The 24,107-nt window shown below is 35.4% G+C and carries 19 protein-coding genes and 1 other annotated feature (1 of these 20 only partly in view); of the genes, 13 read left to right on the top strand and 6 right to left on the bottom strand.

Going from position 1 to position 24,107, the window contains the following annotated elements; all coding sequences use genetic code 11:
• Positions 1–162: a binding site (T-box leader), on the top strand; it begins 49 nt to the left of the window's first position.
• A 36-nt stretch (positions 163–198) separates the two neighbouring features.
• The 4 genes from E5Z56_RS01055 (at position 199) to E5Z56_RS01040 (ending at position 4,338) form a co-directional block, all read left to right on the top strand.
• A complete protein-coding gene (locus tag E5Z56_RS01055; RefSeq protein ID WP_138156138.1) occupies positions 199–1,308 on the top strand; it encodes an iron-containing alcohol dehydrogenase family protein in 1,110 nt (369 codons plus the stop codon).
• 3 nt (positions 1,309–1,311) lie between these two features.
• The gene (locus E5Z56_RS01050; protein WP_138156137.1) at positions 1,312–2,304 is read left to right on the top strand and encodes an ABC transporter substrate-binding protein; all 993 of its coding nucleotides are present in this window, start codon (positions 1,312–1,314) and stop codon (positions 2,302–2,304) included.
• A 323-nt stretch (positions 2,305–2,627) separates the two neighbouring features.
• A complete protein-coding gene (locus tag E5Z56_RS01045; RefSeq protein WP_138156136.1) occupies positions 2,628–3,551 on the top strand; it encodes an ABC transporter permease in 924 nt (307 codons plus the stop codon).
• On the top strand, positions 3,544–4,338 hold the full coding sequence (locus tag E5Z56_RS01040) for an ABC transporter ATP-binding protein (protein WP_138156135.1): 795 nt from the start codon (positions 3,544–3,546) through the stop codon (positions 4,336–4,338). Before E5Z56_RS01045 ends, E5Z56_RS01040 begins: the two co-directional genes overlap by 8 nt.
• Before the next feature lie 441 nt (positions 4,339–4,779).
• Here E5Z56_RS01040 and E5Z56_RS01035 read toward each other — a convergent pair whose 3' ends face one another.
• Entirely contained in the window at positions 4,780–5,670 is an 891-nt protein-coding gene (locus E5Z56_RS01035) for a LysR family transcriptional regulator (RefSeq protein ID WP_175405326.1), read from the bottom strand.
• 267 nt (positions 5,671–5,937) lie between these two features.
• Here E5Z56_RS01035 and fabF point away from each other — a divergent pair, with 267 nt between their 5' ends.
• The 5 genes from fabF to adhE all read left to right on the top strand — a co-directional run bounded on the left by fabF (position 5,938) and on the right by adhE (position 13,042).
• Positions 5,938–7,161 carry a beta-ketoacyl-ACP synthase II gene (gene fabF / locus E5Z56_RS01030; RefSeq protein ID WP_138156133.1) on the top strand — a complete coding sequence of 408 codons (1,224 nt, stop codon included), beginning with the start codon at positions 5,938–5,940 and terminating at the stop codon, positions 7,159–7,161.
• Between the two features lie 52 nt (positions 7,162–7,213).
• The gene (locus E5Z56_RS01025) at positions 7,214–8,875 is read left to right on the top strand and encodes a class I adenylate-forming enzyme family protein (RefSeq protein WP_138156132.1); all 1,662 of its coding nucleotides are present in this window, start codon (positions 7,214–7,216) and stop codon (positions 8,873–8,875) included.
• 4 nt (positions 8,876–8,879) lie between these two features.
• Positions 8,880–9,299 carry an acyl-CoA thioesterase gene (locus tag E5Z56_RS01020; protein ID WP_138156131.1) on the top strand — a complete coding sequence of 140 codons (420 nt, stop codon included), beginning with the start codon at positions 8,880–8,882 and terminating at the stop codon, positions 9,297–9,299.
• A 123-nt stretch (positions 9,300–9,422) separates the two neighbouring features.
• On the top strand, positions 9,423–10,013 hold the full coding sequence (locus E5Z56_RS01015) for a manganese efflux pump MntP (RefSeq protein WP_138156130.1): 591 nt from the start codon (positions 9,423–9,425) through the stop codon (positions 10,011–10,013).
• Positions 10,014–10,444: 431 nt separating this feature from the next.
• A complete protein-coding gene (adhE, locus tag E5Z56_RS01010; protein WP_138156129.1) occupies positions 10,445–13,042 on the top strand; it encodes a bifunctional acetaldehyde-CoA/alcohol dehydrogenase in 2,598 nt (865 codons plus the stop codon).
• 406 nt (positions 13,043–13,448) lie between these two features.
• Here adhE and E5Z56_RS01005 read toward each other — a convergent pair whose 3' ends face one another.
• The 3 genes from E5Z56_RS01005 to E5Z56_RS00995 are packed head-to-tail and all read right to left on the bottom strand — an operon-like array spanning position 13,449 to position 14,505.
• Positions 13,449–14,069, bottom strand: a complete 621-nt coding sequence (locus E5Z56_RS01005) for a manganese catalase family protein (RefSeq protein WP_138156128.1) — start codon at positions 14,067–14,069, stop codon at positions 13,449–13,451.
• On the bottom strand, positions 14,070–14,315 hold the full coding sequence (locus E5Z56_RS01000) for a spore coat protein CotJB (RefSeq protein WP_175405325.1): 246 nt from the start codon (positions 14,313–14,315) through the stop codon (positions 14,070–14,072).
• Positions 14,305–14,505, bottom strand: coding sequence for a spore coat associated protein CotJA (locus E5Z56_RS00995; protein WP_232842462.1), 201 nt, complete (start codon positions 14,503–14,505; stop codon positions 14,305–14,307). Before E5Z56_RS00995 ends, E5Z56_RS01000 begins: the two co-directional genes overlap by 11 nt.
• A gap of 215 nt (positions 14,506–14,720) precedes the next feature.
• Here E5Z56_RS00995 and E5Z56_RS00990 point away from each other — a divergent pair, with 215 nt between their 5' ends.
• The 3 genes from E5Z56_RS00990 to E5Z56_RS00980 are packed head-to-tail and all read left to right on the top strand — an operon-like array spanning position 14,721 to position 18,045.
• Positions 14,721–16,097: an SPFH domain-containing protein gene (locus E5Z56_RS00990; protein WP_138156126.1), complete on the top strand. Its 1,377-nt coding sequence runs from the start codon at positions 14,721–14,723 to the stop codon at positions 16,095–16,097.
• A gap of 31 nt (positions 16,098–16,128) precedes the next feature.
• Positions 16,129–17,211, top strand: a complete 1,083-nt coding sequence (locus E5Z56_RS00985; RefSeq protein WP_138156125.1) for a hypothetical protein — start codon at positions 16,129–16,131, stop codon at positions 17,209–17,211.
• A 12-nt stretch (positions 17,212–17,223) separates the two neighbouring features.
• Entirely contained in the window at positions 17,224–18,045 is an 822-nt protein-coding gene (locus E5Z56_RS00980) for a TPM domain-containing protein (protein ID WP_138156124.1), read from the top strand.
• Positions 18,046–18,204: 159 nt separating this feature from the next.
• Here E5Z56_RS00980 and nrdG read toward each other — a convergent pair whose 3' ends face one another.
• Together nrdG and E5Z56_RS00970 are read right to left on the bottom strand one after the other, a co-directional pair.
• Complete coding sequence (gene nrdG / locus E5Z56_RS00975) at positions 18,205–18,720, bottom strand: anaerobic ribonucleoside-triphosphate reductase activating protein (RefSeq protein ID WP_138156123.1); 516 nt, start codon at positions 18,718–18,720, stop codon at positions 18,205–18,207.
• Entirely contained in the window at positions 18,720–21,086 is a 2,367-nt protein-coding gene (locus E5Z56_RS00970; RefSeq protein ID WP_138156122.1) for an anaerobic ribonucleoside triphosphate reductase, read from the bottom strand. The genes nrdG and E5Z56_RS00970 overlap by 1 nt, the downstream gene beginning before the upstream one ends.
• A gap of 427 nt (positions 21,087–21,513) precedes the next feature.
• Between E5Z56_RS00970 and polA the strand changes: the two genes are divergently transcribed.
• Positions 21,514–24,054 carry a DNA polymerase I gene (gene polA / locus E5Z56_RS00965; RefSeq protein WP_138156121.1) on the top strand — a complete coding sequence of 847 codons (2,541 nt, stop codon included), beginning with the start codon at positions 21,514–21,516 and terminating at the stop codon, positions 24,052–24,054.
• Positions 24,055–24,107 lie beyond the last annotated feature (53 nt).

The raw sequence follows: 24,107 nt of genomic DNA, 5'->3' as shown, positions 1-24,107 counted from the left end.
GATGACGGTGAAAGTTCTACGGAAACTATGCTGACAAATGGGCCACAGAGGGAAAGGTGAATTTTTAGTAGCTAATCCGTAAGTCTGCGTTAAAGACTAGAGTGATAATTCTTTTATAGAATTATCTAAACTTGGGTGGTACCACGATAATTCGTCCCATACGCTTTATGCGTATGGGATTTTTTGTTAGGTGATATTATGGAAAATTATAGTATAAACTTGCCTTCATATTCTGTTGGAGATAATGTTTATGAAAAAATTGAAAAGATTTGTAGTCCATATGGTAGCAAAGCAGTCGTTATTGGTGGACACAAAGCAATTAATTCTGCAAAAGAATTATTAATCTCAGCCACAAAAGATACTAAAGTAAGTATCATTGATTTTGTGTGGTATGGTGGAGAGTCTTGTTTTGAAAATGTAGATGAACTTGCTAATAATGAAAGTGTACAGAAAGCCGATTATCTTTTTGCAGTTGGTGGTGGTAAAGCACTTGATACTACAAAGTGTCTTGCAGTAAAGATAAATAAACCGGTTTTCACTTTTCCAACAATTGCAAGTAACTGTTCACCGGTAACTTGTGTTTCAATTATGTATACTAAGGAAGGTGTTTTCAAACAACCATTTTTCTTTGAAAAACCACCTAAACACGCATTTATCAATACAAATTTATTGTGTAAGTCACCATCAAAATATTTATGGGCAGGTATGGGTGACACATATGCAAAGTATTTTGAAAGTTCTGTTTCTTCCAGAGGAGAAGATACCTTAGTTCATTATCACAGACTTGGTGTTGTAATTAGTCAAATGTGTCTTGAACCAATTTTAAAGTATGGTAAGAAGGCTTTGGAAGATAATAAGAATAAGGTTAATTCTTATGAGTTTGAACAAACTGTACTTTCAATTGCTATTACAACAGGTATTGCATCAATTTTATTAACAGCAGAACATATTATAGATTATAATACCGGCCTTGCACATGGTATTTTCTACGGCTTAACTTCATTTCCACATATTGAAGAAAATCATATTCATGGTGAAGTTGTTGGTTTTGGTGTGCTGATTCTTCTGTTAGTAGATAAACAGTACGATATGTTTAAGAAAATGTATGATTTCAATGAGAGTGTGGGACTTCCGACTTCTATTGCCGATGTGGAAATTGAAGAAAAAGATTTACCGGCAGTAATAGCTAAAACTCTAGAAATGCCTGATGCTGACCACAACCCATATGTGGTAACAGAAGAAATGCTAGTGGATGCTTTTGACAAGTTGTCAAATTATAATAAAACAAAAACTTTATTGGAGGGTTAAACAATGAAAAAGATTTTTGCAGTAATCTTAACTGTAGTGATGATGGCTACACTATTTGTTGGTTGTAACGGTAGTGACAGTTCATCAAGCAAAACAAAGAAAGTTGCTATTATTCAGCAAGTAGAAAACGGTGCTTTTAATGATATGCGTGCAGGTATCATTAAAGGTCTAAAGGCTAAGGGCTATATCTCTAGCGACAAGGATGTTGATTATCAGTGTGCCGATGGTGATGAAACAAACCTAAACACAATTACTCAGTCAGTAGCTAACGGTGATTATGACGCAGTATTTACTGTTGCAACACCTGCAACTCAGAGTATGGTAAACCAAGAATCAGACATTCCTGTATTCTTCTGTGCAGTTTCTGCTCCTGTAGCAGCCGGTGTTATTAAGGATATGGATAAACCTGATATGAATGCAACAGGTACATCAAATGCAATTCCTGTAGAAGAAATCTTTGGTCTTGCAAAACAGATGACACCAAAAGCAAAGAACTTCGGTCTACTATATTCTTCAAAGACAGATTCAGCCGTTAACACAGTTGAACAAGCAAAAACTTACCTAGAAAGTAAGAACATTAAATATACAGAAGGTGCAGTTGTAGAAGATAGCGAAATTGCTACAACAGTTGAAAGCCTATGTAAAAAGTGTGATGCAATCTTTATCCCTAATGATGCAGTTATGCAGGGTGCTATGAGTACAATTACAGAAATTGCAAGAGAAAACAAAGTAGCAGTTTACGGTTCTTCAGCAACAATGGTTGATTCAGGTTGCCTAGGTACAAAGGCTATTGATGATATTGGTATTGGTGAAAAAACTGCTGACCTTGCATCAAAGTATTTTGAAGGTAAAAAGGTAGAAGAAATTCCATCAATCGTTGTACCTTATGACTACATTACAGTTAATAAGGATGACGCAAAAGCTATCGGCATTAACCTAGATAGTATTGACTTTGGTAAAGATACAGTTAAGCAGGTTAATGACGCAAAGAACTAATTTAATTAGTATAGAATTATAGTTTAGAATTTAGTACAGACTTATAGTTTTAGAATGTAGGGGCGAACACTGTTCGCCCGTAAGAAAACAGACTATTAATCTATTACAATCTTTCCTTTGTTAGTAAAACTTAAATTAAGTACAAACTAACAAAGCCTCCCTTGTGTAAAGGGAGGTGATTACGAAGTAATCGGAGGGATTGTCTTGGTACAATCTTTAGTTTATCTAAGACTAATCCGATAGATAAAACAATGTAGGTGCGAATTTATATTCGCACTAAAAATAAAAACATAAAAGAAATTTAGAAGTACAAGGGGTTATTTATGAGCCTTAATGTTATTTTAGGAGGACTTGAGCTGGGTTTCATTTACGGAATTATGGCTCTTGGACTTTACATATCCTTTAGAATAATGAATGTTCCTGACCTTACAACAGAGGGTAGCTTTACCTTAGGTTTAGCAGTATCAGCTGTTGTTGCAAATGAGAACCACTCTTGGCTAGGCATTTTACTTGCTTTCCTAGCCGGTTGTTGTGCAGGTTTTGTAACAGGATTTTTACAGACAAAGATGAGAATACACCCTATCTTAGCCGGTATTATTTCAATGTGTGGACTATATAGTGTTAACCTTATGATACTTGGTTCACCTAATGTAAATATTCCAAAGGACTCAAGAGTATTCACATTAGTTGATAATTTATTTGATAATATTGGTCTTGATATTTTTGGCAGACATAATGCAAAGATGATTCTTTCATTTGTTGCAGTAGTTGTTTGTGTACTGGCTATGATTTGGTTCTTTAGAACACACTTTGGTCTATGCCTAAGAGCAACAGGTAATAATGAAGATATGGTTAGAGCATCTTCTATTAATGTAGATGTTAGCAAGATTGTTGCACTAATGTTAGCTAACGGACTAATTGCACTTAGTGGTAGCTTTATTGCTCAGTACCAAGGCTATGCAGATATTTCTTCCGGTAACGGTATCCTTGTTGTTGGTTTGGCATCAGTTATTATCGGTGAAGCTATTATGGGTAAGCGTGGCGTTACTCTTGGTCTTATCTCAGCAATTGTAGGTTCAGTTATTTACAGATTTATCATTACTTGGGTAATTAATTCCGGTATCTTTACTGCTCAGGTTATCAGACTAATCACTGCTATTATTGTTGCAGTAGCACTTTCTATTCCGGCATTTAAGTATTATATTGCCAGATTTAAGATTAAACACGGAGGTGGAAGAAATGCTTGATGTAAATAATGTTACTAAAGTCTTTTCTAAGGGTACAGTAAATGAACATACTGCTCTTAATAACCTTTCACTTCATTTGGATAACGGTGACTTTGTTACAATCGTAGGTAGTAACGGTGCAGGTAAAAGTACACTTTTCAATGCTATTTGTGGTTCTTTTCTATGTGACAGTGGCAAGATTATTCTTGACAATGAAGATATTACTTATAAGAAAGAACATAAGAGAGCAAGAGTAATCGGCAGAGTATTTCAGGATACTATGAAAGGTACTGCACCTGATATGACTATTGAAGAGAACTTGGCACTTGCATATAGCAAAGGCAGAAGAAGAATTTTTCAGTCAGCAGTAAATGACAAAATGAGAAAATTCTTTAAAGAACAACTTGCAAGATACAATATGGGTCTTGAAGATAGACTAAAGAATAAAGTAGGACTTCTTTCAGGTGGTCAAAGACAAGTTGTAACACTTCTAATGTGTACACTTGCAGTTCCGAAACTTCTGTTACTTGATGAACATACTGCTGCTTTAGATCCGGCAACTGCTGAGAAAGTTATGGAAATCACTAAGCAAATTGTTGCAGAAAATAATATTACAACAATGATGATTACCCATAATCTAAATCAAGCACTTACCACAGGTAATCGTACAATTATGATGGATAGTGGTGAGATTATTCTTGATATTCCATATAACGAAAGAAAGAATATGAATAGGGATGACCTTCTTCAAATGTATAGTATGAAGAAAAGAGAAGCCCTTGATAACGATAGAATTCTGTTCTCATAACTTTCAATTTTTAAATAAATAACTAAAAGCTCTGTCTAACTTTAATAGTTAGTACAGAGCTTTTTTACTATGATAAATATTTAAAATAAGATAAAGATTATGGGTTATTGGTGTAGAAACATCAGCCTTTATATAGGTGCTTTGCCCTGTGTAGTTAATTATAAGTTTCATAATAGGACAAAGGTATATAAAACTTTTTACTATTAAACGGGCGAACAATTAAGTGACCATCAAAGAAAACAAGCCATAAATTTGTTGTTATTTTGTCTTATGTAGTTACATTAAATATGCACATATTCGCCAGTCTCCCTTGTGTAAAGGGAGATGTTTTGCGTATGCAAAACAGAGGGATTGTTACGGTAGATAGTGTTCTTTAGATAAAATGTGTACGATAAGATAAAAGTTATCATAAATCATAGGCAAACACAATTGTTATTATGCTTAAACATCCTCAACATTAACCTTACTTGCCTCTTTAAGAAACAACTTAGTACCGGGATTACGCATAGCTTTGTTCCAAGTCATAATGTAGGAAATTGTAGTGTCAATACCCTTAATTCTATGAATTTCAAATTGACTGTTGAACATTGCTCTACATAGCGAAGTAGGCAAAATAGAAATACCGATACCTGAAGATACTGCAGTAACTACTGAACGAACATCATCATATCGGTTTACAATGTTAGGGATAATGTTGTATGTTCTGAATAGGTCCAAAATTTCCATATAAAGAATAGGACTGATGGCCTCAGAAAGTAAAACAACATTTTGTTGATGAAGTTGGTCAAAGTCAATTCCACCACCGGCTAGTAATCCTTTTTTGCTAATAACAGAAAGAGTGTCATCATAAGCCTCAAGATGGTCAATGTCAGGAGAATCAGGCATCATATCTCTAAGCATAAATACAATGTCATATTCGTTGTTGTCAAGTGCCAAGATTTCCTCACTAACTTGTATTTTCTTAATGTCAACTGTTATGTCCGGATATTTAGCAACAAACCCTTGTAGGTATTTACTAATATATGGACCACTGGTTTCGTCATAACCAACAGTAAGTTTACCGTCAATACCTTTCTGTAACTTATCTATTATAAATGTAGCAGAATTAAGGTTTTCGATAATTTCCATTGCATAGGGAAGAAGTGCCTTTCCCTCAGGAGTAAGTACAACATTTCTCTTTGTTCGTGAAAAGAGTGATGCACCAAGTTCCTTTTCCATTTCTTTAATGCCTCTTGAAACTGTACTTTGAGATACAAAGTTCTGTCTTGCAGCTTCTGAGAAGTTTAAATTCTGTGCAACAGAAACAAAATATTTTATTAAATTTATATCCATAAAGTTCACCACCAATTGTTTATTAAAGAATATCATTAAGATTGAATATTATAATTCTATAATAGAAATATAATTATTATTTATGCAATATATGCATAAACTGATGTTGATTATAGATATTTAGCATTATATATGTTATTGCTAAATTTTTCTGACTTTGATATAATTCTTATTGTAAGTTAAAAGAACATTTATAGTTTTATTTATTCTTGCTTTAGTGTGGACGCACACTAAAATATATACGCGTATTGAAAGGACTTTCACAAAATGAAGAAAATTGTAATTACAGGTATGGGTGCAGTTACACCAATAGGCATTGGTGTAGATGAATATTGGAAAAATCTGCTAGATGGCAAAAGTGGTATTGACAAAATCACTTCTTTTGACCCATCAGAACTAGCAGTTCAGTTTGCCGGAGAAATTAAGAATCTTAATCCATCAGATTATATTCCTAAGCAAATTCTAAGACAAACAGACCCATTTATGCAGTATGCTTATATTGCAGCAGAAGAAGCTCTAAAAATGAGTGAAGTAGAGATTGACCCAACAAGAACAGGTATTGTTATGGGTACTGCTCTAAACGGTATTGCAACAACTGCTTATACTCAGGAAGCACTAACAGGTGCTGCTCATAAGAAGGTAGGACCTAGATTTATTCCAAAAATTCTAGGTAATATTGCTGCTACACATATTGCTATTATGCACAATATTCAAGGCCCATCATTTACTATTAATACTGCTTGTTCATCAGGCGGTGATTCAATTTATACTGCTGCAATGTTAATGCAAGCCGGTAAGGCTGATACAATGATAGCAGTAGGTGCAGAAAGTGCACTATGTCCAATCGTTATCTACTCATTAGCTAACGCAAAGGCACTTTCTAAGAATAACGAAAATCCACAAACTGCTTCTCGTCCATTTGATGTTACCAGAGATGGTTTCGTAATTGGCGAAGGTGGTGGTGCACTTGTGCTGGAAACAGAAGAACATGCTCTTGCTCGTGGTGCAAATATTATCTGCGAACTAAAAGGCTGTGGCAACACAAGTGACGCTTATCATATTACTGCTCCTCATCCGGAAGGTGACGGTGCAATTAGAGCAATGAAACTGGCTATAGAAGAAGCCGGTATTAATTCTGACCAAATCGGTTACATTAACGCACATGGTACTGCAACACACAAAGGTGATGTTGTTGAAGGTATAGCAATTAACTCAGTATTCGGTGACTATAAGCCTTATGTTTCTTCAACAAAGGGTGCAACAGGTCATATGATGGGTGCAGGTGGTATTACTGAATGTATCACTTGTATCAAGGCAGTGACTGAGGGTGTTATTCCTCATACTCTTAACCTACATGAAGTTGATGAAGAAATCGACCTTAACCTTGTTAAGGATGAACCACTAAAGAAAGATATTGATTTTGCAATGAGCAACTCTCTTGGTTTTGGTGGTCAGAATAGTAGTGTAATTGTTGGTAAATATAATAAATAAAGTGGACTAGCCCTAAAGGTTTGTTCCATAATAAAAAGATAGAGGTTATTTTATGAGTTATACTTATGATATTACAATGTTTAAGGACACATTTGAACATGAATTTACATGGCTAAATGGCTTTATGCGAAATGTTCGCCGATTTGGTTACAAAACTGCAATGGTAGATCCTCAAAAGGAACAAACCTGGACTTATGAAGAACTTAACAAAGATGCAAACCGTCTTGCAAATGCACTAAAAGCAAGTGGTGTGAAGAAGAACGATACTATACTTTATCTACTTCCAAATTCACCACAGTTTGCACTTTCATATATTGCACCACAGAAGATTGGTGCTATTAACTGTCCTGCTAACTTTAACTTAGCAGCAGGTGAAACTTCATTGCTTATTAATCACAATAAGCCTAAGGTGTTTATTTATGATTATGAGTATATGCACGAAATGAAACAAGCATTGGCACTTTGCGTTGAAAAGCCTGAAATTGTGCTAATGGTTGACTATGATAATAAGTGCGAAACTTTACCAAAGGGACATATCCGTTTTGAAGACTTTATGAAGGATGCACCTGATACTGACCCTGAAGTTGACTTTCAGCCTCATATTTATGATGAAGTTACAAGACTGTTTACTTCCGGTACAACTTCACTGCCAAAGGGTGTACCACTAAATAACATTAACGAAGTACTTTCTGCTCATGATGTTATTATGCATTTCCCACTAAATCCAACAGATGTTACTATGAATATGACACCTTGGTTCCATAGAGGTGGATTACATTCAGGTGGACTTACACCAACATTTTATGCCGGTGGTTCAGTTGTAATTTTGCGTAATTATAACCCTAGAGTTTGTCTAACTTATGCTGAAAAGTATGGTGTAACTTTCCTTATTGGTGTACCGGCAGTTCTAACTTCTCTTGCAACTCGTCAAGAAAAGCACCCTGTAGATTTATCAAAAATCAAGGGTATTGTTACAATGGGCTCACCACTTGAAAAGGCTCAGTGTATCCGTTTCCAAGAAACTTTAACACCAAATATTTTCAACGGTTACGGTACAACAGAAACATTCTGGAATACATTCCTTAGACCATATGATTTACCTGAAATGTCAGGTTCAGCAGGTCGTTCATGTACTGATGATGATGTTAGAGTTGTTAAGGCTTATGAAGACAAAAAAGCTGAACCTAATGATTTTGTAGCTAAAGACGGTAAAGAGGTTGGTGAAGTTATCATCAAGTCACCATCAAAGTCAACTATGTGCTACTTTGATAACCCTAAAGTTACAAAAGAAAAGTACTATAAGGGCTATCTATATACAGGTGACCTTGCTACTTGGGATGACAAAGAATTTGTAACTATTGCAGGTCGTAAGGATGATATGATTATCTGTAGTGGTGAAAATATTTATCCACCACAGATTGAAGAAGTGCTAAATATGCACCCTAAGGTTCAGGAAAGTATTGTTACTTCTGTACCTGACAAAACAAGAGGCGAAGTGCTTGTTGCTTATATTATCCCTGAGGATAAGTCAATTACAGTCAAGGAAATGATTGATTATTGTGATAAACACCCAAATCTATCAAAGTACAAATGTCCAAGATATTATCGCTTTGTTGATGAACTACCACATACTGCTACAGGTAAGAAACAACATTATAAGGTTAAAGAACAAGCTAAGAAAGACTTTGAAGCAGGATTATTATTAAGGAAGTGATTTTGTGAAATTTAAACCATATATTCGCAAAGTTAATTATTATGAAACTGACAGAATGTCTATTGTCCATCATTCTAATTATATTCGCTATTTTGAAGAAGCCAGAATATATGCAATGGAGCAACTCGGTTGTGATTTAATTGAAATGGAACGACAAAATATGATTATTCCTGTTGTTGATGTTTATGCTAAGTACCATAAGTCACTGGGTTGTTCAGATGAATTTGCAGTTTATATTAAGATGACTTATTTTAATGGTGTAAAGCAGAAGTTTGATTATGAAATTCGTTTTACTTCAGACAATTCATTGGCTTGTACAGGTCACTCAACCCACTGTTTTGTAAACGAAAATCATAAACCGATTTCTATTAAGAGAATTAACCCGGAAATTTATAACAAATTTATGAGTGCAGTTGAAGAATAATAATTCATTTCTTTAAATAAAATTTCATATGAATATATAAAAGGAAGATATTTACTAAAGCGTTTACAAATATCTTCCTTTATTGTATTATAGAGAGCAGAGTTCAAAGAAAAGAGAATTATTATGAGTTTAGTTGAAGTTATCTTATTGGCAGTAGGGCTTTCAATGGACGCATTTGCAGTTTCTGTATGTAAGGGCTTGGCAATCCCTAAGATTAATTTTAAGACAATGGCAGTATGTGGTCTGTGGTTTGGGGGCTTTCAGTTTTTGATGCCTATGATTGGTTACCTTTTAGGTGCCGGTTTTACAGGCTACATTACAAGTATCACACCTTGGATAGCGTTTGTTTTGCTTTCTTTAATCGGTGGTAATATGATTAAGGAGTCACTTTCTAAGGAAGAAGAAAAGGCTAACGATAGCTTAGGTGTAAAGATTATGTTTACAATGGCTATTGCTACCAGCATTGATGCTTTAGCAGTAGGTGTTACCTTTGCTTGCGTTGATGTTAACATTTCTTCAATGATTGGTGACTTTTTAAATACAACCTTAGCATCAATTATTATCGGTATTACAACATTTATAATTTCATGTATTGGTGTGAAAATTGGCAATATCTTCGGTCTAAAGTATAAGAACAAAGCAGAACTCGCCGGTGGTATTATCCTTATTTGTCTTGGTATCAAGATTTTACTAGAACATTTTAATATTATTTAAAAGAATTAAAATAAGCCTTTCATAGGGCTTATTTTTCTTTTGCAGAAATATATTGATTACAAAATTCTATATCATTTTATGGCTTACAGTCGTAGGGGCGAACAGTGTTCGCCCGTTAAAAAGTGTGATATCTATGAGATTTTGTTTTGTTTATAAATTTGTAAAATAATTATTTTAATATGTGTTGTAATTGTCGTTTATATAGATATAATACTTTACAAAATAAACTGCAAAAATCCCCATAATTCTCTTATGTAAAATTAAAAGAAACAGTATGTAAAATAATAGGAAAAATAGGGAGCATAATATCTAACTTTAGACTTTTAAAAACAATTTCTATTGTGTAAAATAGGGAAAATAAAATATAGTATTTACAACCGACAAAATATTTGTTAAAATTTTAACAGAACTTAAAAAAGGAGTTATAATCTATGGCTAACAATATTGTAGATTCAGTAGAAGCACTAGAAGCAAAACTAGCACAGGTTAGAGAAGCACAGAAGAAATTCTCAACATACACACAGGAACAGGTTGACAAGATCTTCAAGGCAGCAGCAATTGCAGCAAACCAGGCAAGAATTCCTCTGGCTAAACTGGCAGTAGAAGAAACAGGTATGGGCGTAGTAGAAGATAAGGTAATCAAGAACAACTACGCAGCAGAATATATTTACAACGCATACAAGAACACAAAGACTTGTGACATTATCGAAAGAGACGAAAGTTTCGGTACAATCAAGGTTGCAGAACCAATCGGTGTTGTAGGTGCAGTTATCCCAACAACAAACCCAACATCAACAGCAATCTTTAAGACACTTATCTCTCTAAAGACAAGAAATGGTATCATCATTTCCCCTCACCCAAGAGCAAAGAAAAGCACAATCGCAGCAGCAAAGGTTGTTCTAGATGCAGCTGTTAAGGCAGGTGCTCCAGAAAACATCATCGGTTGGATTGATATTCCTTCTCTTGATATGACAAACCTACTAATGAAAGAATCAGACATTATCCTAGCAACAGGTGGTCCAGGTATGGTTAAGGCTGCTTATTCAAGTGGTAAGCCTGCTCTAGGTGTTGGTGCAGGTAATACTCCAGCTATCATTGATAGCTCAGCAGACATCCTACTAGCTGTATCTTCAATCATCCACTCAAAGACATTTGATAACGGTATGATTTGTGCATCAGAACAGTCAGTAATCGTTGTTAAGGATATTTACGAAAAGGTTAAGAAGGAATTCCAGTACAGAGGTTGTTACTTCCTAAACCCTGAAGAAACAGAAAAGGTAAGAAAGACAATCATCATCAACGGTGCTCTAAATGCTAAGATTGTTGGTCAGTCAGCTCACACAATCGCAGCTTTAGCAGGTGTTGATGTTCCTGTTGATACAAAGGTTATCATCGGTGAAGTTGAAAGCGTTGACATTGCAGAAGAATTCGCTCACGAAAAGCTTTCTCCGGTTCTAGCTTTCTATAAGGCAGAAGATTTTGAAGATGCTCTAAATAAGGCAGAACACCTAATCGCTGATGGTGGTTACGGTCATACATCTTCTCTATACTGTAACGCAGTAACAGAAAAGGATAAGATTGATACATTCGCAAACAGAATGAAGACATGTAGAATCCTTGTAAATACACCATCATCACACGGTGGTATCGGTGACCTATATAACTTCCAGCTAAAGCCTTCACTAACACTAGGTTGTGGCTCATGGGGTGGCAACTCAGTATCAGAAAATGTTGGCGTAAAGCACTTAATTAATATTAAGACAGTAGCAGAGAGAAGGGAAAATATGCTTTGGTTCAGAGCACCTGAAAAGGTATATATGAAGAAGGGCTGCCTACCAGTAGCACTACAGGAACTAAAAGATGTTATGGGTAAGAAGAGAGTATTTATCGTAACAGACCAGTTCCTATACAAGAATGGTTACACAAAGATTGTAACAGATAAGCTAGACGAAATGGGCATTGTTCATACAACATTCTTTGATGTTGCTCCAGACCCAACACTTGCTTGTGCTAAGGAAGGTGCAAAGCAGATGACAGCATTCGAACCTGATTGCATTATCGCAATCGGTGGTGGTTCAGCAATGGATGCCGGTAAGATTATGTGGGTAATGTATGAACATCCTGAAGTAGACTTTATGGATATGGCTATGAGATATATCGACATCCGTAAGAGAGTTTACACATTCCCTGAAATGGGTAAGAAGGCTTACTTCATCGCAGTTCCAACATCAGCAGGTACAGGTTCAGAAGTAACTCCATTCGCAGTTATCACAGACGAAAAGAGTGGTATTAAGTACCCTCTAGCTGACTATCAGCTACTACCAAAGATGGCTATTGTTGATACAGATATGCATATGACAGCTCCTAAGGGTCTAACAGCTGCATCAGGTGTTGACGCACTAACACATGCTCTAGAAGCTTATGCATCAATTATGGCAACAGATTATTCAGACGGTCTAGCTCTAAAGGCTGCTAAGACAATCTTTGAATACCTACCAACATGTTACGATAACGGTCCTAACGAACCGGTAGCAAGAGAAAAGATGGCTAACGCAGCTACAATGGCAGGTATGGCATTCGCAAATGCATTCCTAGGTGTATGTCACTCAATGGCTCATAAGCTAGGTGCTTACCATCACCTACCACACGGTATTGCAAATGCTCTACTAATCGACCTAGTAATCAGATTCAATGCTGCAGAATGCCCAAGAAAGATGGGTACATTCAGCCAGTATGCTTACCCACACACAATGAGAAGATATGCTGAATTCGGTGAATACCTAGGCGTAAAGGGTAAGACAGATGAAGAAAAGGTAGAAAACCTAATCAAGATGATTGACGAGCTAAAGGAAAGAGTTGGCATTAAGAAGACAATCAAGGATTACGGCATTGAAGAAGATAAATTCCTAGAAACACTAGACAGTATGTGCGAAGACGCATTTGATGACCAGTGTACAGGTGCTAACCCAAGATACCCATTAATCTCAGAAATTAAGGAAATGTATCTAAAGGCTTACTATGGTGAATAATTAACAATAGTTAATTAACATAGTGAATTAAAATTAATGTGCAAACTAAAGTGAAACTGATAATAAGTTCTGTTTTGTGTGTCTTTAATAGAATAACATTGTTGTCAGTTCGCTTTAGTGTTGTACTTGAATATGATGCAAGTTTAAATGTATTGTCCCTAGAATATGTAATTGTAGATTGATTTTCAGATAATTTTTTCGGATGCCTGTGTTAATCTTATTAAAATTATATTAGTGATAGAAAATATATTTTAAATTTTGCAAAAATATTGGTTTCCGTAAACCAATAAATAAAAATCTAAAAGAAGAACAATCTCAGTAAAAAGTTTCTATTAGATTTGTAAATTTCAATTGATTATGAAATACAAAACCCCTCACAATCGTGAGGGGTTATTTCTATATATAATCATTTTCTGTTTTTCTTTAAGCAGTTTTTGTCAAATTCAGGATTAAAGGCATAAAAATTCTTGCTGTCAAGTCGGTCAGTCAGTATTCGTAGGTTTTCACCAAATCGTTGATAATGTACAACCTCTCTTGCTCGTAAGAACCTAATCGGGTCAATAACATCCGGGTCATCACAAAATCTCAGTATGTTGTCATATGTTGACCTAGCTTTTTGTTCTGCTGCCATATCTTCGTGTAAGTCGGTTATTGCGTCACCTTTTACTTGCATAGAACCGGCTGAGAATGGTGTACCACTTGCATCACAAGGATAAACACCGGTGGTATGGTCAACAAAATAAGCATCAAACCCTGCATCTTTTAATTGGTCTTCTGTTAAGTCTTTAGTTAGTTGATAAACAATAGTGCCTATCATTTCAAGGTGGCCAAGTTCTTCTGTACCTATGTCGGTAAGTGTTGCCTGAAGTTCCGGAAATGGCATTGTGTACCTCTGACTTAAATATCTAAGTGATGCACCAAGCTCTCCATCAGGTCCACCATATTGTGTAATAATAATTTTGGCAAGTTTTGGGTTAGTTTGTTTTATTCTAATAGGGTACTGGAGTCTTTTTTCATACACGAACATTTACTGCACCTCCCAAGGCCAAGGTCCTTTTATCCATTGAACGGGACTATCAGCATCTTTACTCAGTAGTGGACCGTATTCATCTTCGAATTTTTCTTTCAGTTTTACATATTTATCATTTAAGTCATCAAATTTAGCCATAGCATCTGTTGAGTCAGGGTGAGTGTCTAGAAAAAGTCTGATTTCAAACATTGCAAATGCTACCGAACTTAGTTTCTTAAGCAGAATATCTCTTTCAGTCATCATTTTTGCCACCTGTACATTTAGAACCGAAAAATGGTTTGTGTAGGGTAGGGAACATTGTCCCTGCCTCAAAACCATGTGCTACTGAATAAAATTTTGGGTTATTGCATTGATATGGCACATAAGCCATAGCTTCTGTATAATCAGAAGGTATTGGTGATATACCATAACTCTTAAAAATTTCTTCTACCAATGTAATTCTCCTTTTTCTAAAGTAAGTTCTTTAAACCTCATTTATATAATATGATTAATATATTGGTATTGTGAATTTGAAAATTGATAAATTCTAAAAAATATGTATTATTTTGTAGAAAAGTATTTATTTTTTGTAGAATATACTGTATAATACTTATGTAAGTTGTAAACATTTATGTAATATATTATTTTAAAATTAAAAGGAGATTAATTATGGGTCTTATAAAAGCTATTGCCGGTTCAGCAAATGGTGTTATGGCTGACCAGTGGAAAGAGTTTTTCTACTGCGAATCAATGCCAAAAGATGTTCTGGTAACAAAGGGTGTTCACCGTACAGGTAAGCGTTCATCAAATACAAAGGGTACTGACAATGTTATTACTAACGGTTCAGTGTTAGCAGTTGCTGACGGTCAGTGTATGTTAATTGTTGAACAGGGTAAGGTAGTAGATATTTGTGCAGAACCGGGTGAATATATTTTTGATAGTATGACTGCTCCTAGTGTCTTTACAGGTGGTTTAGGTGCAGGTATCTTAGATACTTTTAGAGATATTGGTAAGCGTTTTACTTTTGGTGGCGATAAGCCTTCTGATCAGAGAATTTACTATATCAACACTAAGGAAATTCTTGAAAATAAGTTTGGTACACCAAACCCAATTCCATTTAGAGTAGTTGATAAAAATATTGGTCTTGATGTTGATGTATCAGTTAGATGTAGTGGTGTTTACTCATACAAGATTGTAAACCCAATTCTATTCTATACAAATGTTTGTGGTAATGTTCAGGGTGACTATACCCGTGGTGAGATTGACTCTCAGCTAAAAACTGAGTTTATCTCAGCTTTACAACCGGCATTTGCAAAGATTTCCGATATGCAGGTTCGTCCATCAGCACTACCGGCTCATGCTGAAGAACTTTCAGAAGCAATGAATACTGCCCTAACTGCAAAGTGGGCACAGTTAAGAGGTATTCAGGTAATTTCAATTGCTATGAATCCTATTACACTTCCACCTGAAGATGCTGAAATGATTAAACAGGCTCAGCGTACTGCAGTTATGCGTGACCCTTCAATGGCAGCAGCAACACTGGTTGGTGCTCAAGCAGATGCTATGAAAGCAGCAGCAGAAAATGAAGCCGGTGCATTTACAGGCTTTTTGGGTATGGGTATGGCTCAACAGGCAGGTAATGCCGGTAATGTAAACGGTTTGTTCCAAATGGGTCAGCAACAACAGGCTCAGCAGTATGCTCAACAACAAGCACAAATGCAACAGCCTCAGCAACCACAACCAACTACTGCACCACAACAAAGTGCCGGTGAAGACAGTTGGGTATGTTCTTGTGGTGCTACAAATACAAGCAAATTCTGTACAAATTGTGGTAATAAGAAACCTGAAAATGATGGTTCTTGGATTTGCTCTTGTGGTGCAAAGAATTTCGGTAAATTCTGTACTGAATGTGGTTCTAAGAAACCTGAAGAAAAGAAAACTTTCCGTTGTGATAAGTGTGGTTGGACACCTGAAGATCCAACATCACATCCAAAGTTCTGCCCTGAATGTGGGGATATTTTTGATGACAACGATATTGTAAAGTAATTTAATTAGGTAATATAGGAGAATAGAATATATGGCAGATATGCTTGAGTATAAATGTCCCTGTTGTGGTGGTGCAATTAACTTTGACAGTAAATTGCAAAGAATGAAATGCCCTTATTGTGACACAGAGTTTGATATGGAAACTCTAAAGTCATATGATGAGGATCTTAAGAAAAATGCACAGGACAATATGAATTGGGATAATTCCAACGAACAAACATTTACTGATGAAGAAACAGAAGGTATGTCAGTTTATGTATGTAATTCTTGTGGTGGTGAAATTGTTGCCGATGAAAATACCGGTGCAACAAGTTGTCCATATTGTGGCAACCCTGTTGTGTTAAAGGGTAGATTTTCCGGTGACTTAAAGCCTGATTATGTTATCCCATTTAGACTATCTAAGGAAGATGCTATCAAGGCACTTTCTAATCATGTTAATAAGAAACTTGTTCCAAAAATCTTTAAAGACAAAAATCACATTGACCAAATTCGTGGTATGTATGTGCCATTTTGGTTATTCGATGCTGATACTGAGGCTCATATTCAGTACAAAGGTACTAAGGTAAGACATTGGAGTGACAGTAGATACGACTATACAGAAACCAAATATTACCTAGTTGGTAGAGGTGGTAATGTTGGCTTTACTAATGTACCGGTAGATGGTTCAAGTCAAATGCCTGATGACCTTATGGAAAGTATCGAACCTTTCAACTTTGATGAAGCAGTAGATTTCCAAACTGCTTATTTAGCAGGTTATCTTGCTGATAAGTATGATGTTACCAAAGAAAACAGTATCAACAGAGCTAATCAGAGAATTAAGAACACTACCGAACAGTTGTTTAGACAAACTGCAAGTGAGTATTCTTCTCTAACAACTCAAAATTCAAGTGTGCAGTTCCAAAACGGTACTTCTAAATATGCACTATATCCTGTTTGGATACTTAATACCTCTTGGAATGGTCAAAATTTCCTATTTGCAATGAATGGTCAAACCGGTAAAATGGTTGGTGACCTACCTGTTGACTGGGGTGCATTTTGGAGATATTTTGCCATTATTGCAGGTTCTATAGCAGCAGTTATTATTATAATTGGCTTGTTATATAATTTTCTGTAAGGAGGTACTAAAATGAAAAAAAGAGTTGTTTCAATTATTTTTGCAATTTTTCTGGTGTCATTGTCTGTACTTCCTGTATTTGCAGAAAGTCAGGGTGCTAATAAATACGGTAGACTTGTTGATAATGCACAGTTGCTTTCAGATATAGAGTATGCCCAACTAAAGGAACACATTGATACTGTATCAGAAAAATATACATTTGATGTTGTTATTGTTACTGAAAAGTCTATTGGTGATAAAACACCTACAGAATATGCTGATGATTTCTTTGACTATAAGGGTTATGGTGAGGGAGATAATCACGATGGTATTCTTTTCTTGCTGGATATGGAAAATAGAAAATGGGCTATCAGTACAACAGGTGCCGGTATTCCATATTTCACAGACTATGGTCAAGAAAAAATTATGGATGATGTTAAGCCATACTTAAGTGACGGTGAATACTACGATGCTTTTGATACATTTGTTACAATGTGTGATGACTATATTGATAAGGCTATAAATGATGAACCATATGATGTAGGCAATCAGCCTAAGACTATAATTCCAATATACTATATTATATTCGGTGGTGTAGGTATAGGTGTCTTAGTTGGTTTCATTGTTGTACTTGTTATGAAGTCAAAGCTAAAGTCTGTTCGTATGCAACCATTAGCAAATAGTTATGTTAAGAGTGGTTCATTTAATGTTATAGAACGCAGTGACCTTTACTTATATCGTCATGTAAGCAAAACTGCTAAGCCAAAGGACAATGGTGGTAGCAGTGGTGGTGGATCCAGTACACATACCAGCTCATCAGGTACTTCTCACGGTGGTTCAAGTGGTAGCTTCTAATTAAATAATTACTATGGAAAGGCAGTTTATACTGTCTTTCTTTTTTATAATTTATGGCATAAAAATACCGACCTAAGTGGATTAACTCTACCTTAGGTCGGTTATTTTAATTTATATTTGTTTTACATGGGGAGTGACTTTAAAATCACTTATTAAAAATTATACATTCTCTGCATCAATAGCTTTGTTCTCAGCTAAACTCTTTTTAACATCAAGTAGTCGCTGATTTTTGCTACCTCTAAAGTGTAGCATTAAGCTTTTTTCAGCAAGAATAAAGGGACCATCAACCAGATAGTCAACTTCCTCTAAAAGTTCTTTCCATTCAGGATGAGTGTCAAAGGAAGAAACCAGCTTTTCAAATGTATAACCTGTGTAACAGAAAACATTATATCCGTTTTCGTGACACATTTTAGCTAGTTTTGCAAGTGGCTTAGCTTGTGCAAATGGTTCACCACCGGAAAAGGTAAGTCCTTGAAGTAGTGGGTCTTTCTTAGCAGTATTGATTAACTTCTCAATCTCACAATCAAAACCACCCTCAAAGTCCCAAGTTTCAGGATTATGGCAACCCTCACAGTGGTGAGGGCAACCTTGTGTGAAAACTGTCATTCTAATTCCCGGACCATCAACGATAGATTCCTTAATTACACCGGCAAGTCTGACTATATTGTCAGCCATTAAATAGCCTCCTCACAGTCAAGACAACCACAATCAGTTGTTAGTGTGTGCTTTACTCTGTCTTCAACTTCAGCTCTCTTAGCATCATTGAAACGGTCAACAGTACCTACAAGATAACCGGTAATTCTTCTGATTCTTTCAAAGCCCTTACCTGATTCTCCTTCTTTTCTGCCACACTTAGGACAAACATCACCGATAATACCTGTGTGACCACATACAGGGTCTCTGTCAACAGGGTGGTTAATTGAGCCGTAACCAATGCCTTGTTCTTTCATATATCTGATAACTGATTCAAAAGCATCTAGGTTTTCTGTTGGGTCACCGTCAAGTTCAATGTAACTGATGTGACCACCGTTAGTTAGGTTATGATAAGGAGCTTCAATTCTAATCTTATCAAATGCTGAAATATTGTAGTAAACAGGTACATGGAAAGAGTTAGTGTAGTAATCTCTGTCTGTAACACCCGGGATAATACCGAATTTTTCTTTATCAATACGAACAAATCTACCTGATAGACCTTCTGCAGGAGTAGCAATAACTGAGAAGTTTAGGTGATACTTTTCTGTAGCTTCGTTCATCTTTTTACGAATGTAACCAACAATTTCAAGACCAAGTCTTTGGCTTTCTTCACTTTCACCGTGGTGCTTACCTGTAAGAGCCTTTAGACATTCAGCAAGACCGATGAAACCACAAGTTAGTGTACCATGCTTTAGAACTTCTCTAACTTCATCATTAGGGTTTAGCTTATCTGAGTCTAGCCAAATACCTTGTCCCATTAGGAATGGGTAGTTAAGAACCTTTTTCTGACACTGAATTTCAAATCTTTCAAGTAGCTGTTCAGTAACTAGGTCAACCATTCTGTCTAGCTGTTCAAAGAAGAAGTCAATGTTCTTATTAGCAAGAATTGCAAGTCTAGGTAGGTTGATAGAAGTAAATGATAGGTTACCTCTGCCGTATGTAATTTCTCTTGTTGGGTCATAAACATTGCTCATAACTCTTGTACGGCAACCCATATATGCAATTTCTGTTTCAGGATGACCAGGCTTGTAGTAAGGTAGGTTAAATGGAGCGTCAATAAAGCTAAAGTTAGGGAATAGACGCTTTGCAGAAACCTTCATAGCTAACTTGAATAAATCATAGTTAGGGTCACCGGGATTATAGTTAACACCTTCCTTAACCTTGAAAATATGGATAGGGAAGATAGGAGTTTCATTGTTACCAAGACCTGCATCTTCAGCAAGAAGAATATTCTTAATAACAAGTCTGCCTTCAGGAGTTGTGTCAGTACCATAGTTTAGAGATGAGAATGGAATCTGAGCACCTGCTCTTGAGTGCATTGTGTTTAGGTTGTGGATAAGTGCTTCCATAGCCTGATATGTTGAACGGTCGATTTCTTTTTCAGCATGTTTTTTAGCAAATCTCTGAATTTTACCACCGATTTGTTCACCATACATTTCTACAAGAATTGGAAGTTCAGCCTTAGCATATTCTTCACCTGCCTGTAGAGAAGGCTGGTCACCACTAAGTTCCTTTGCCTTTTCAATAATTTCACTTGCAGTAGCAACTGTTTCGTCAATGTCATCAACCTCTGCAAGTAGTTCAATAGCTCTTGCTAGGTTCTGACGATATAGCTTAACATATGTTTTCTTAACACCGGGTGCCATACCGTAATCAAAGTTAGGAACTGACTGACCACCGTGCTGGTCGTTTTGGTTACTCTGAATAGCAATACAAGCAAGTGCTGAGTAAGAAGCAATATCATTAGGTTCTCTTAGATAACCGTGACCTGTAGAGAAACCACCCTTAAATAGCTTTACAAGGTCAATCTGACAACAAGTAGTTGTTAGTGTTAAGAAGTCAAGGTCATGAATATGAATGTCACCATCTTCGTGAGCCTTAGCGTGTTTAGGGTTAAGAATGTACATTTTGTAGAACTGCTTAGCACCTTCACTACCATATTTAAGCATAGTACCCATTGCAGTATCACCGTCAATGTTAGCATTTTCTCTCTTAACATCATTATCTTTAGCTGATTTAAAAGTTAGATCCTCATAAATCTTCATTAGCTTTGTGTTCATTTCTCTATGTCTTGTTCTTTCAGCTCTGTAAAGAATGAACTCCTTAGCTGTTCTTGCATGACCGTTTTCAATCATCATCTTTTCAACAGTATCCTGTACATGTTCAACTGTTGGTGCAGGAATTTTCTCAACATTTTCAATATAGTCGCATACCTTGTTGGCTAAATCCTCAGCTTCTTCATAGTTTGAGCCACCAATTGCCTGTGCTGCCTTAAAAATCGCATTAGTTATTTTTTCAATTTCAAATGGTTCTTTTCTACCATCTCTCTTGGTGATTTCAGTAATCATTTCGTTCCTCCCATGTAAAATATCATATATTGTTAAACAAAATCATCAAATTACCTTATGTAAATTAAAAATAAATAAAATGTTTGTTTTTTTCGTGCCTTATTAGTATATGCCATATATTGTGTTAAGTCAACCGTTATTATTACCAATTTAACGAATAAATTTTATGTAATTTTATAAATCCTAGATTTTATGGGATTTACAATAGATTGTGTTACAAAACTGTAAACACACAATATATAGTATAAGTGTAGTAAAATGTTCAATAGTTAAAGTATAATATTCTTATTAGGAAATAAACACCTTACCTTTGTGGCAATATATAACATATACCACAATATATAGTTTCACAAAAACTTTAATCATTCTTGAAACATTTGTGTTTCTATATTATAATGTAAGTTAGAACTTTTGAAAGGAAGTATATATGAAACTTTTAGTTGTTGACGGAAATTCAATTCTAAACAGAGCTTTCTATGGAATAAGATTATTGACTACAAAAGATGGTCAGTTTACTAATGCAATATATGGCTTTTTAACAATGCTACTTAAAATACAGGAAGATGTTACCCCTGATGCAGTGGCTATTGCTTTTGACTTAAAAGCACCAACCTTTAGACACAAAGCATATGAGGGTTACAAATCTAACAGAAAAGGTATGCCTGAAGAACTACATCAGCAGTTGCAACCTTTAAAGGACTTATTAACTTTACTTGGCTATACTATTATAACTAAGGAAGGTTATGAGGCTGATGATATTCTTGGTACACTTTCTCATACTTGTAAAGTTAAGGGTGATGAATGTGTACTTGCTACAGGGGATAGAGATTCACTTCAACTTATTAATGATAAAGTAACTGTAAGACTTGCATCCACTAAAGGTGGCAAGGCTAATGCTATTCTTTATGATGAAAAGAAGATTATGGAGGACTATGGTGTAACACCAAGACAGCTTATTGAGATTAAAGCTATTCAAGGTGATTCATCAGACTGTATTCCCGGTATTCCCGGTATTGGACCTAAGGGTGCAGGTGACTTAATCCAAAGATTTGACAACCTTGACTATATATATGAAAACCTAGATACTATTGATATTAAAGATGGTATGAGGAAGAAACTTCGTGAAAACAAGGATAGTGCCTATATGTCACGAATGTTAGGTGAAATTAAGCTTGATATTCCTATTGATACCGATATTAACCATTATCTTGTAAATTGTACTCAGCCTGATGAGGCATCAAGAATGATGGCAAAATTGGAACTTTTCTCTTTAATAGACAAGTTTAAGTTAAAAGAAGTTGAGTCAGCAGAGGAAACTCCTAAAGAAAAGAAAAAATATTCTTTAAATGAAAAAAATACCATTGATTTATCAGGTAAAGAATTGTATATTTATAGTAATAGCAAAAGCAAAGGTGACATTGACTATCTATATATAATAGAAGAAAATGAAATCATCAAAACTACTGATGTTGATACTGTTCTAAAAAGTGAAAATAAAAAGTATGTTTATTCTTCAAAAGAATTATTTGCTTATGCTGATAAAAATGATTTTGAAATCAAGAACCTTGTTTTTGATGTAACTTTAGCATCATATTTGTTAAATCCAAATTCAAGTTCATATGACATTGATAAGTTAAACGGTGAATATGAAGTTGAAATTTATGATGGTGAAGATGAATTTCTATGTAATATTGCACCAATGGTAGATTTGTGTAATATTCTAGAAAAGAAAATAGAACAATGTAACCAAAAGAAGTTGCTTAATGAAATTGAAATTCCACTTTCAAATGTACTTGCAAGAATGGAAAACCTAGGTTTTGCAGTTGACAAACAAGGAATTGAAGATTTTGGCAAAATGTTGAAAGAAAATATTGAAAATCTTAAGTCAGAGATATATAATTCTGTAGGGAGAGAATTTAATATTAATTCTCCTAAGCAACTTGGTGTAGCATTATTTGAAGATTTAGCTTTGCCTTGTAAGAAAAAGACTAAGTCAGGTTATTCTACAAGTGCTGATGTATTGGAAAGTCTAAAGAATCAGCATCCTGTAGTCAGTATGGTGCTACAGTACAGAACATTAAGTAAGCTAAATTCTACTTATTGTGAGGGACTGCTAAAGGTTATCGGTGATGACGGCAGAATTCACTCATCATTTAATCAAACAGAAACCAGAACCGGTAGAATTAGTTCAACAGAACCTAATCTACAGAACATTCCTGTAAGAACCGAACTTGGTAGAGAAATGAGAAAGTTCTTTACTGCAAGAGATGGTTGGGTACTTGTTGATGCTGACTATAGCCAAATTGAACTTAGAGTATTAGCAGATATTTCCGGTGACAAGAATATGATTGATGCTTTTAAGAATAATCAAGATATTCACGCAATTACTGCAAGTCAGGTTTTTAATATGCCACTTGACTTTGTTACCGGTGAAATGAGAAGTAGGGCAAAGGCAGTTAACTTCGGTATTGTTTACGGTATCGGTGCCTATTCTTTGGCTAAAGATATTGGTGTAACCAATAAAGAGGCTAAGAATTATATTGAGTCCTACCTAAAGCATTATAGTGGTATTGATAAGTATATGCACGATGTTGTAGAAAAGGCAAAAGATACAGGTTATGTTGAAACTGTATTTGGCAGAAGAAGATATTTGCCTGAGCTTTCTGCAAGTAACGGAATGACAAGAGCTTTTGGCGAAAGAGTAGCAAGAAATGCTCCTATCCAAGGTACAGCAGCAGACATTATCAAAATTGCAATGATTAAGGTTGATAAGCGTTTAACCGAAGAAAACCTTGAAGCAAGACTTGTACTGCAAGTACACGATGAACTTATTGTTGAGTGTCCAAGTCATGAGTCAATGAGAGTAGCAATGATTCTTCAAGAAGAAATGGAAAAGGCAGTGTCACTTTCTGTGCCACTTGTTGCTGACTCAGCAGTAGGCAAGACTTGGTATGACGCCAAAGGTTAATGATATAGTTATTAAATAGTTTAGATATTATAGAGAATAGAGAAAAGTTTTTA

The organism is Ruminococcus bovis, assembly GCF_005601135.1.
Classification (GTDB): domain Bacteria; phylum Bacillota; class Clostridia; order Oscillospirales; family Acutalibacteraceae; genus Ruminococcoides; species Ruminococcoides bovis.
Note: the sequence above shows the minus strand (reverse complement) of the source record. Positions and strands in the feature narration are given on the sequence as shown.

Bases quoted from the DNA above. Each gene is read 5' to 3' on its own strand.
- E5Z56_RS01055 (WP_138156138.1), top strand. From the start codon at position 199: ATGGAAAATTATAGTATAAACTTGCCTTCATATTCTGTTGGAGATAAT.
- E5Z56_RS01050 (WP_138156137.1), top strand. From the start codon at position 1,312: ATGAAAAAGATTTTTGCAGTAATCTTAACTGTAGTGATGATGGCTACA.
- E5Z56_RS01045 (WP_138156136.1), top strand. From the start codon at position 2,628: ATGAGCCTTAATGTTATTTTAGGAGGACTTGAGCTGGGTTTCATTTAC.
- E5Z56_RS01040 (WP_138156135.1), top strand. From the start codon at position 3,544: ATGCTTGATGTAAATAATGTTACTAAAGTCTTTTCTAAGGGTACAGTA.
- E5Z56_RS01035 (WP_175405326.1), bottom strand. From the start codon at position 5,670: ATGGATATAAATTTAATAAAATATTTTGTTTCTGTTGCACAGAATTTA.
- fabF (WP_138156133.1), top strand. From the start codon at position 5,938: ATGAAGAAAATTGTAATTACAGGTATGGGTGCAGTTACACCAATAGGC.
- E5Z56_RS01025 (WP_138156132.1), top strand. From the start codon at position 7,214: ATGAGTTATACTTATGATATTACAATGTTTAAGGACACATTTGAACAT.
- E5Z56_RS01015 (WP_138156130.1), top strand. From the start codon at position 9,423: ATGAGTTTAGTTGAAGTTATCTTATTGGCAGTAGGGCTTTCAATGGAC.
- adhE (WP_138156129.1), top strand. From the start codon at position 10,445: ATGGCTAACAATATTGTAGATTCAGTAGAAGCACTAGAAGCAAAACTA.
- E5Z56_RS01005 (WP_138156128.1), bottom strand. From the start codon at position 14,069: ATGTTCGTGTATGAAAAAAGACTCCAGTACCCTATTAGAATAAAACAA.
- E5Z56_RS01000 (WP_175405325.1), bottom strand. From the start codon at position 14,315: ATGATGACTGAAAGAGATATTCTGCTTAAGAAACTAAGTTCGGTAGCA.
- E5Z56_RS00990 (WP_138156126.1), top strand. From the start codon at position 14,721: ATGGGTCTTATAAAAGCTATTGCCGGTTCAGCAAATGGTGTTATGGCT.
- E5Z56_RS00985 (WP_138156125.1), top strand. From the start codon at position 16,129: ATGGCAGATATGCTTGAGTATAAATGTCCCTGTTGTGGTGGTGCAATT.
- E5Z56_RS00980 (WP_138156124.1), top strand. From the start codon at position 17,224: ATGAAAAAAAGAGTTGTTTCAATTATTTTTGCAATTTTTCTGGTGTCA.
- nrdG (WP_138156123.1), bottom strand. From the start codon at position 18,720: ATGGCTGACAATATAGTCAGACTTGCCGGTGTAATTAAGGAATCTATC.
- E5Z56_RS00970 (WP_138156122.1), bottom strand. From the start codon at position 21,086: ATGATTACTGAAATCACCAAGAGAGATGGTAGAAAAGAACCATTTGAA.
- polA (WP_138156121.1), top strand. From the start codon at position 21,514: ATGAAACTTTTAGTTGTTGACGGAAATTCAATTCTAAACAGAGCTTTC.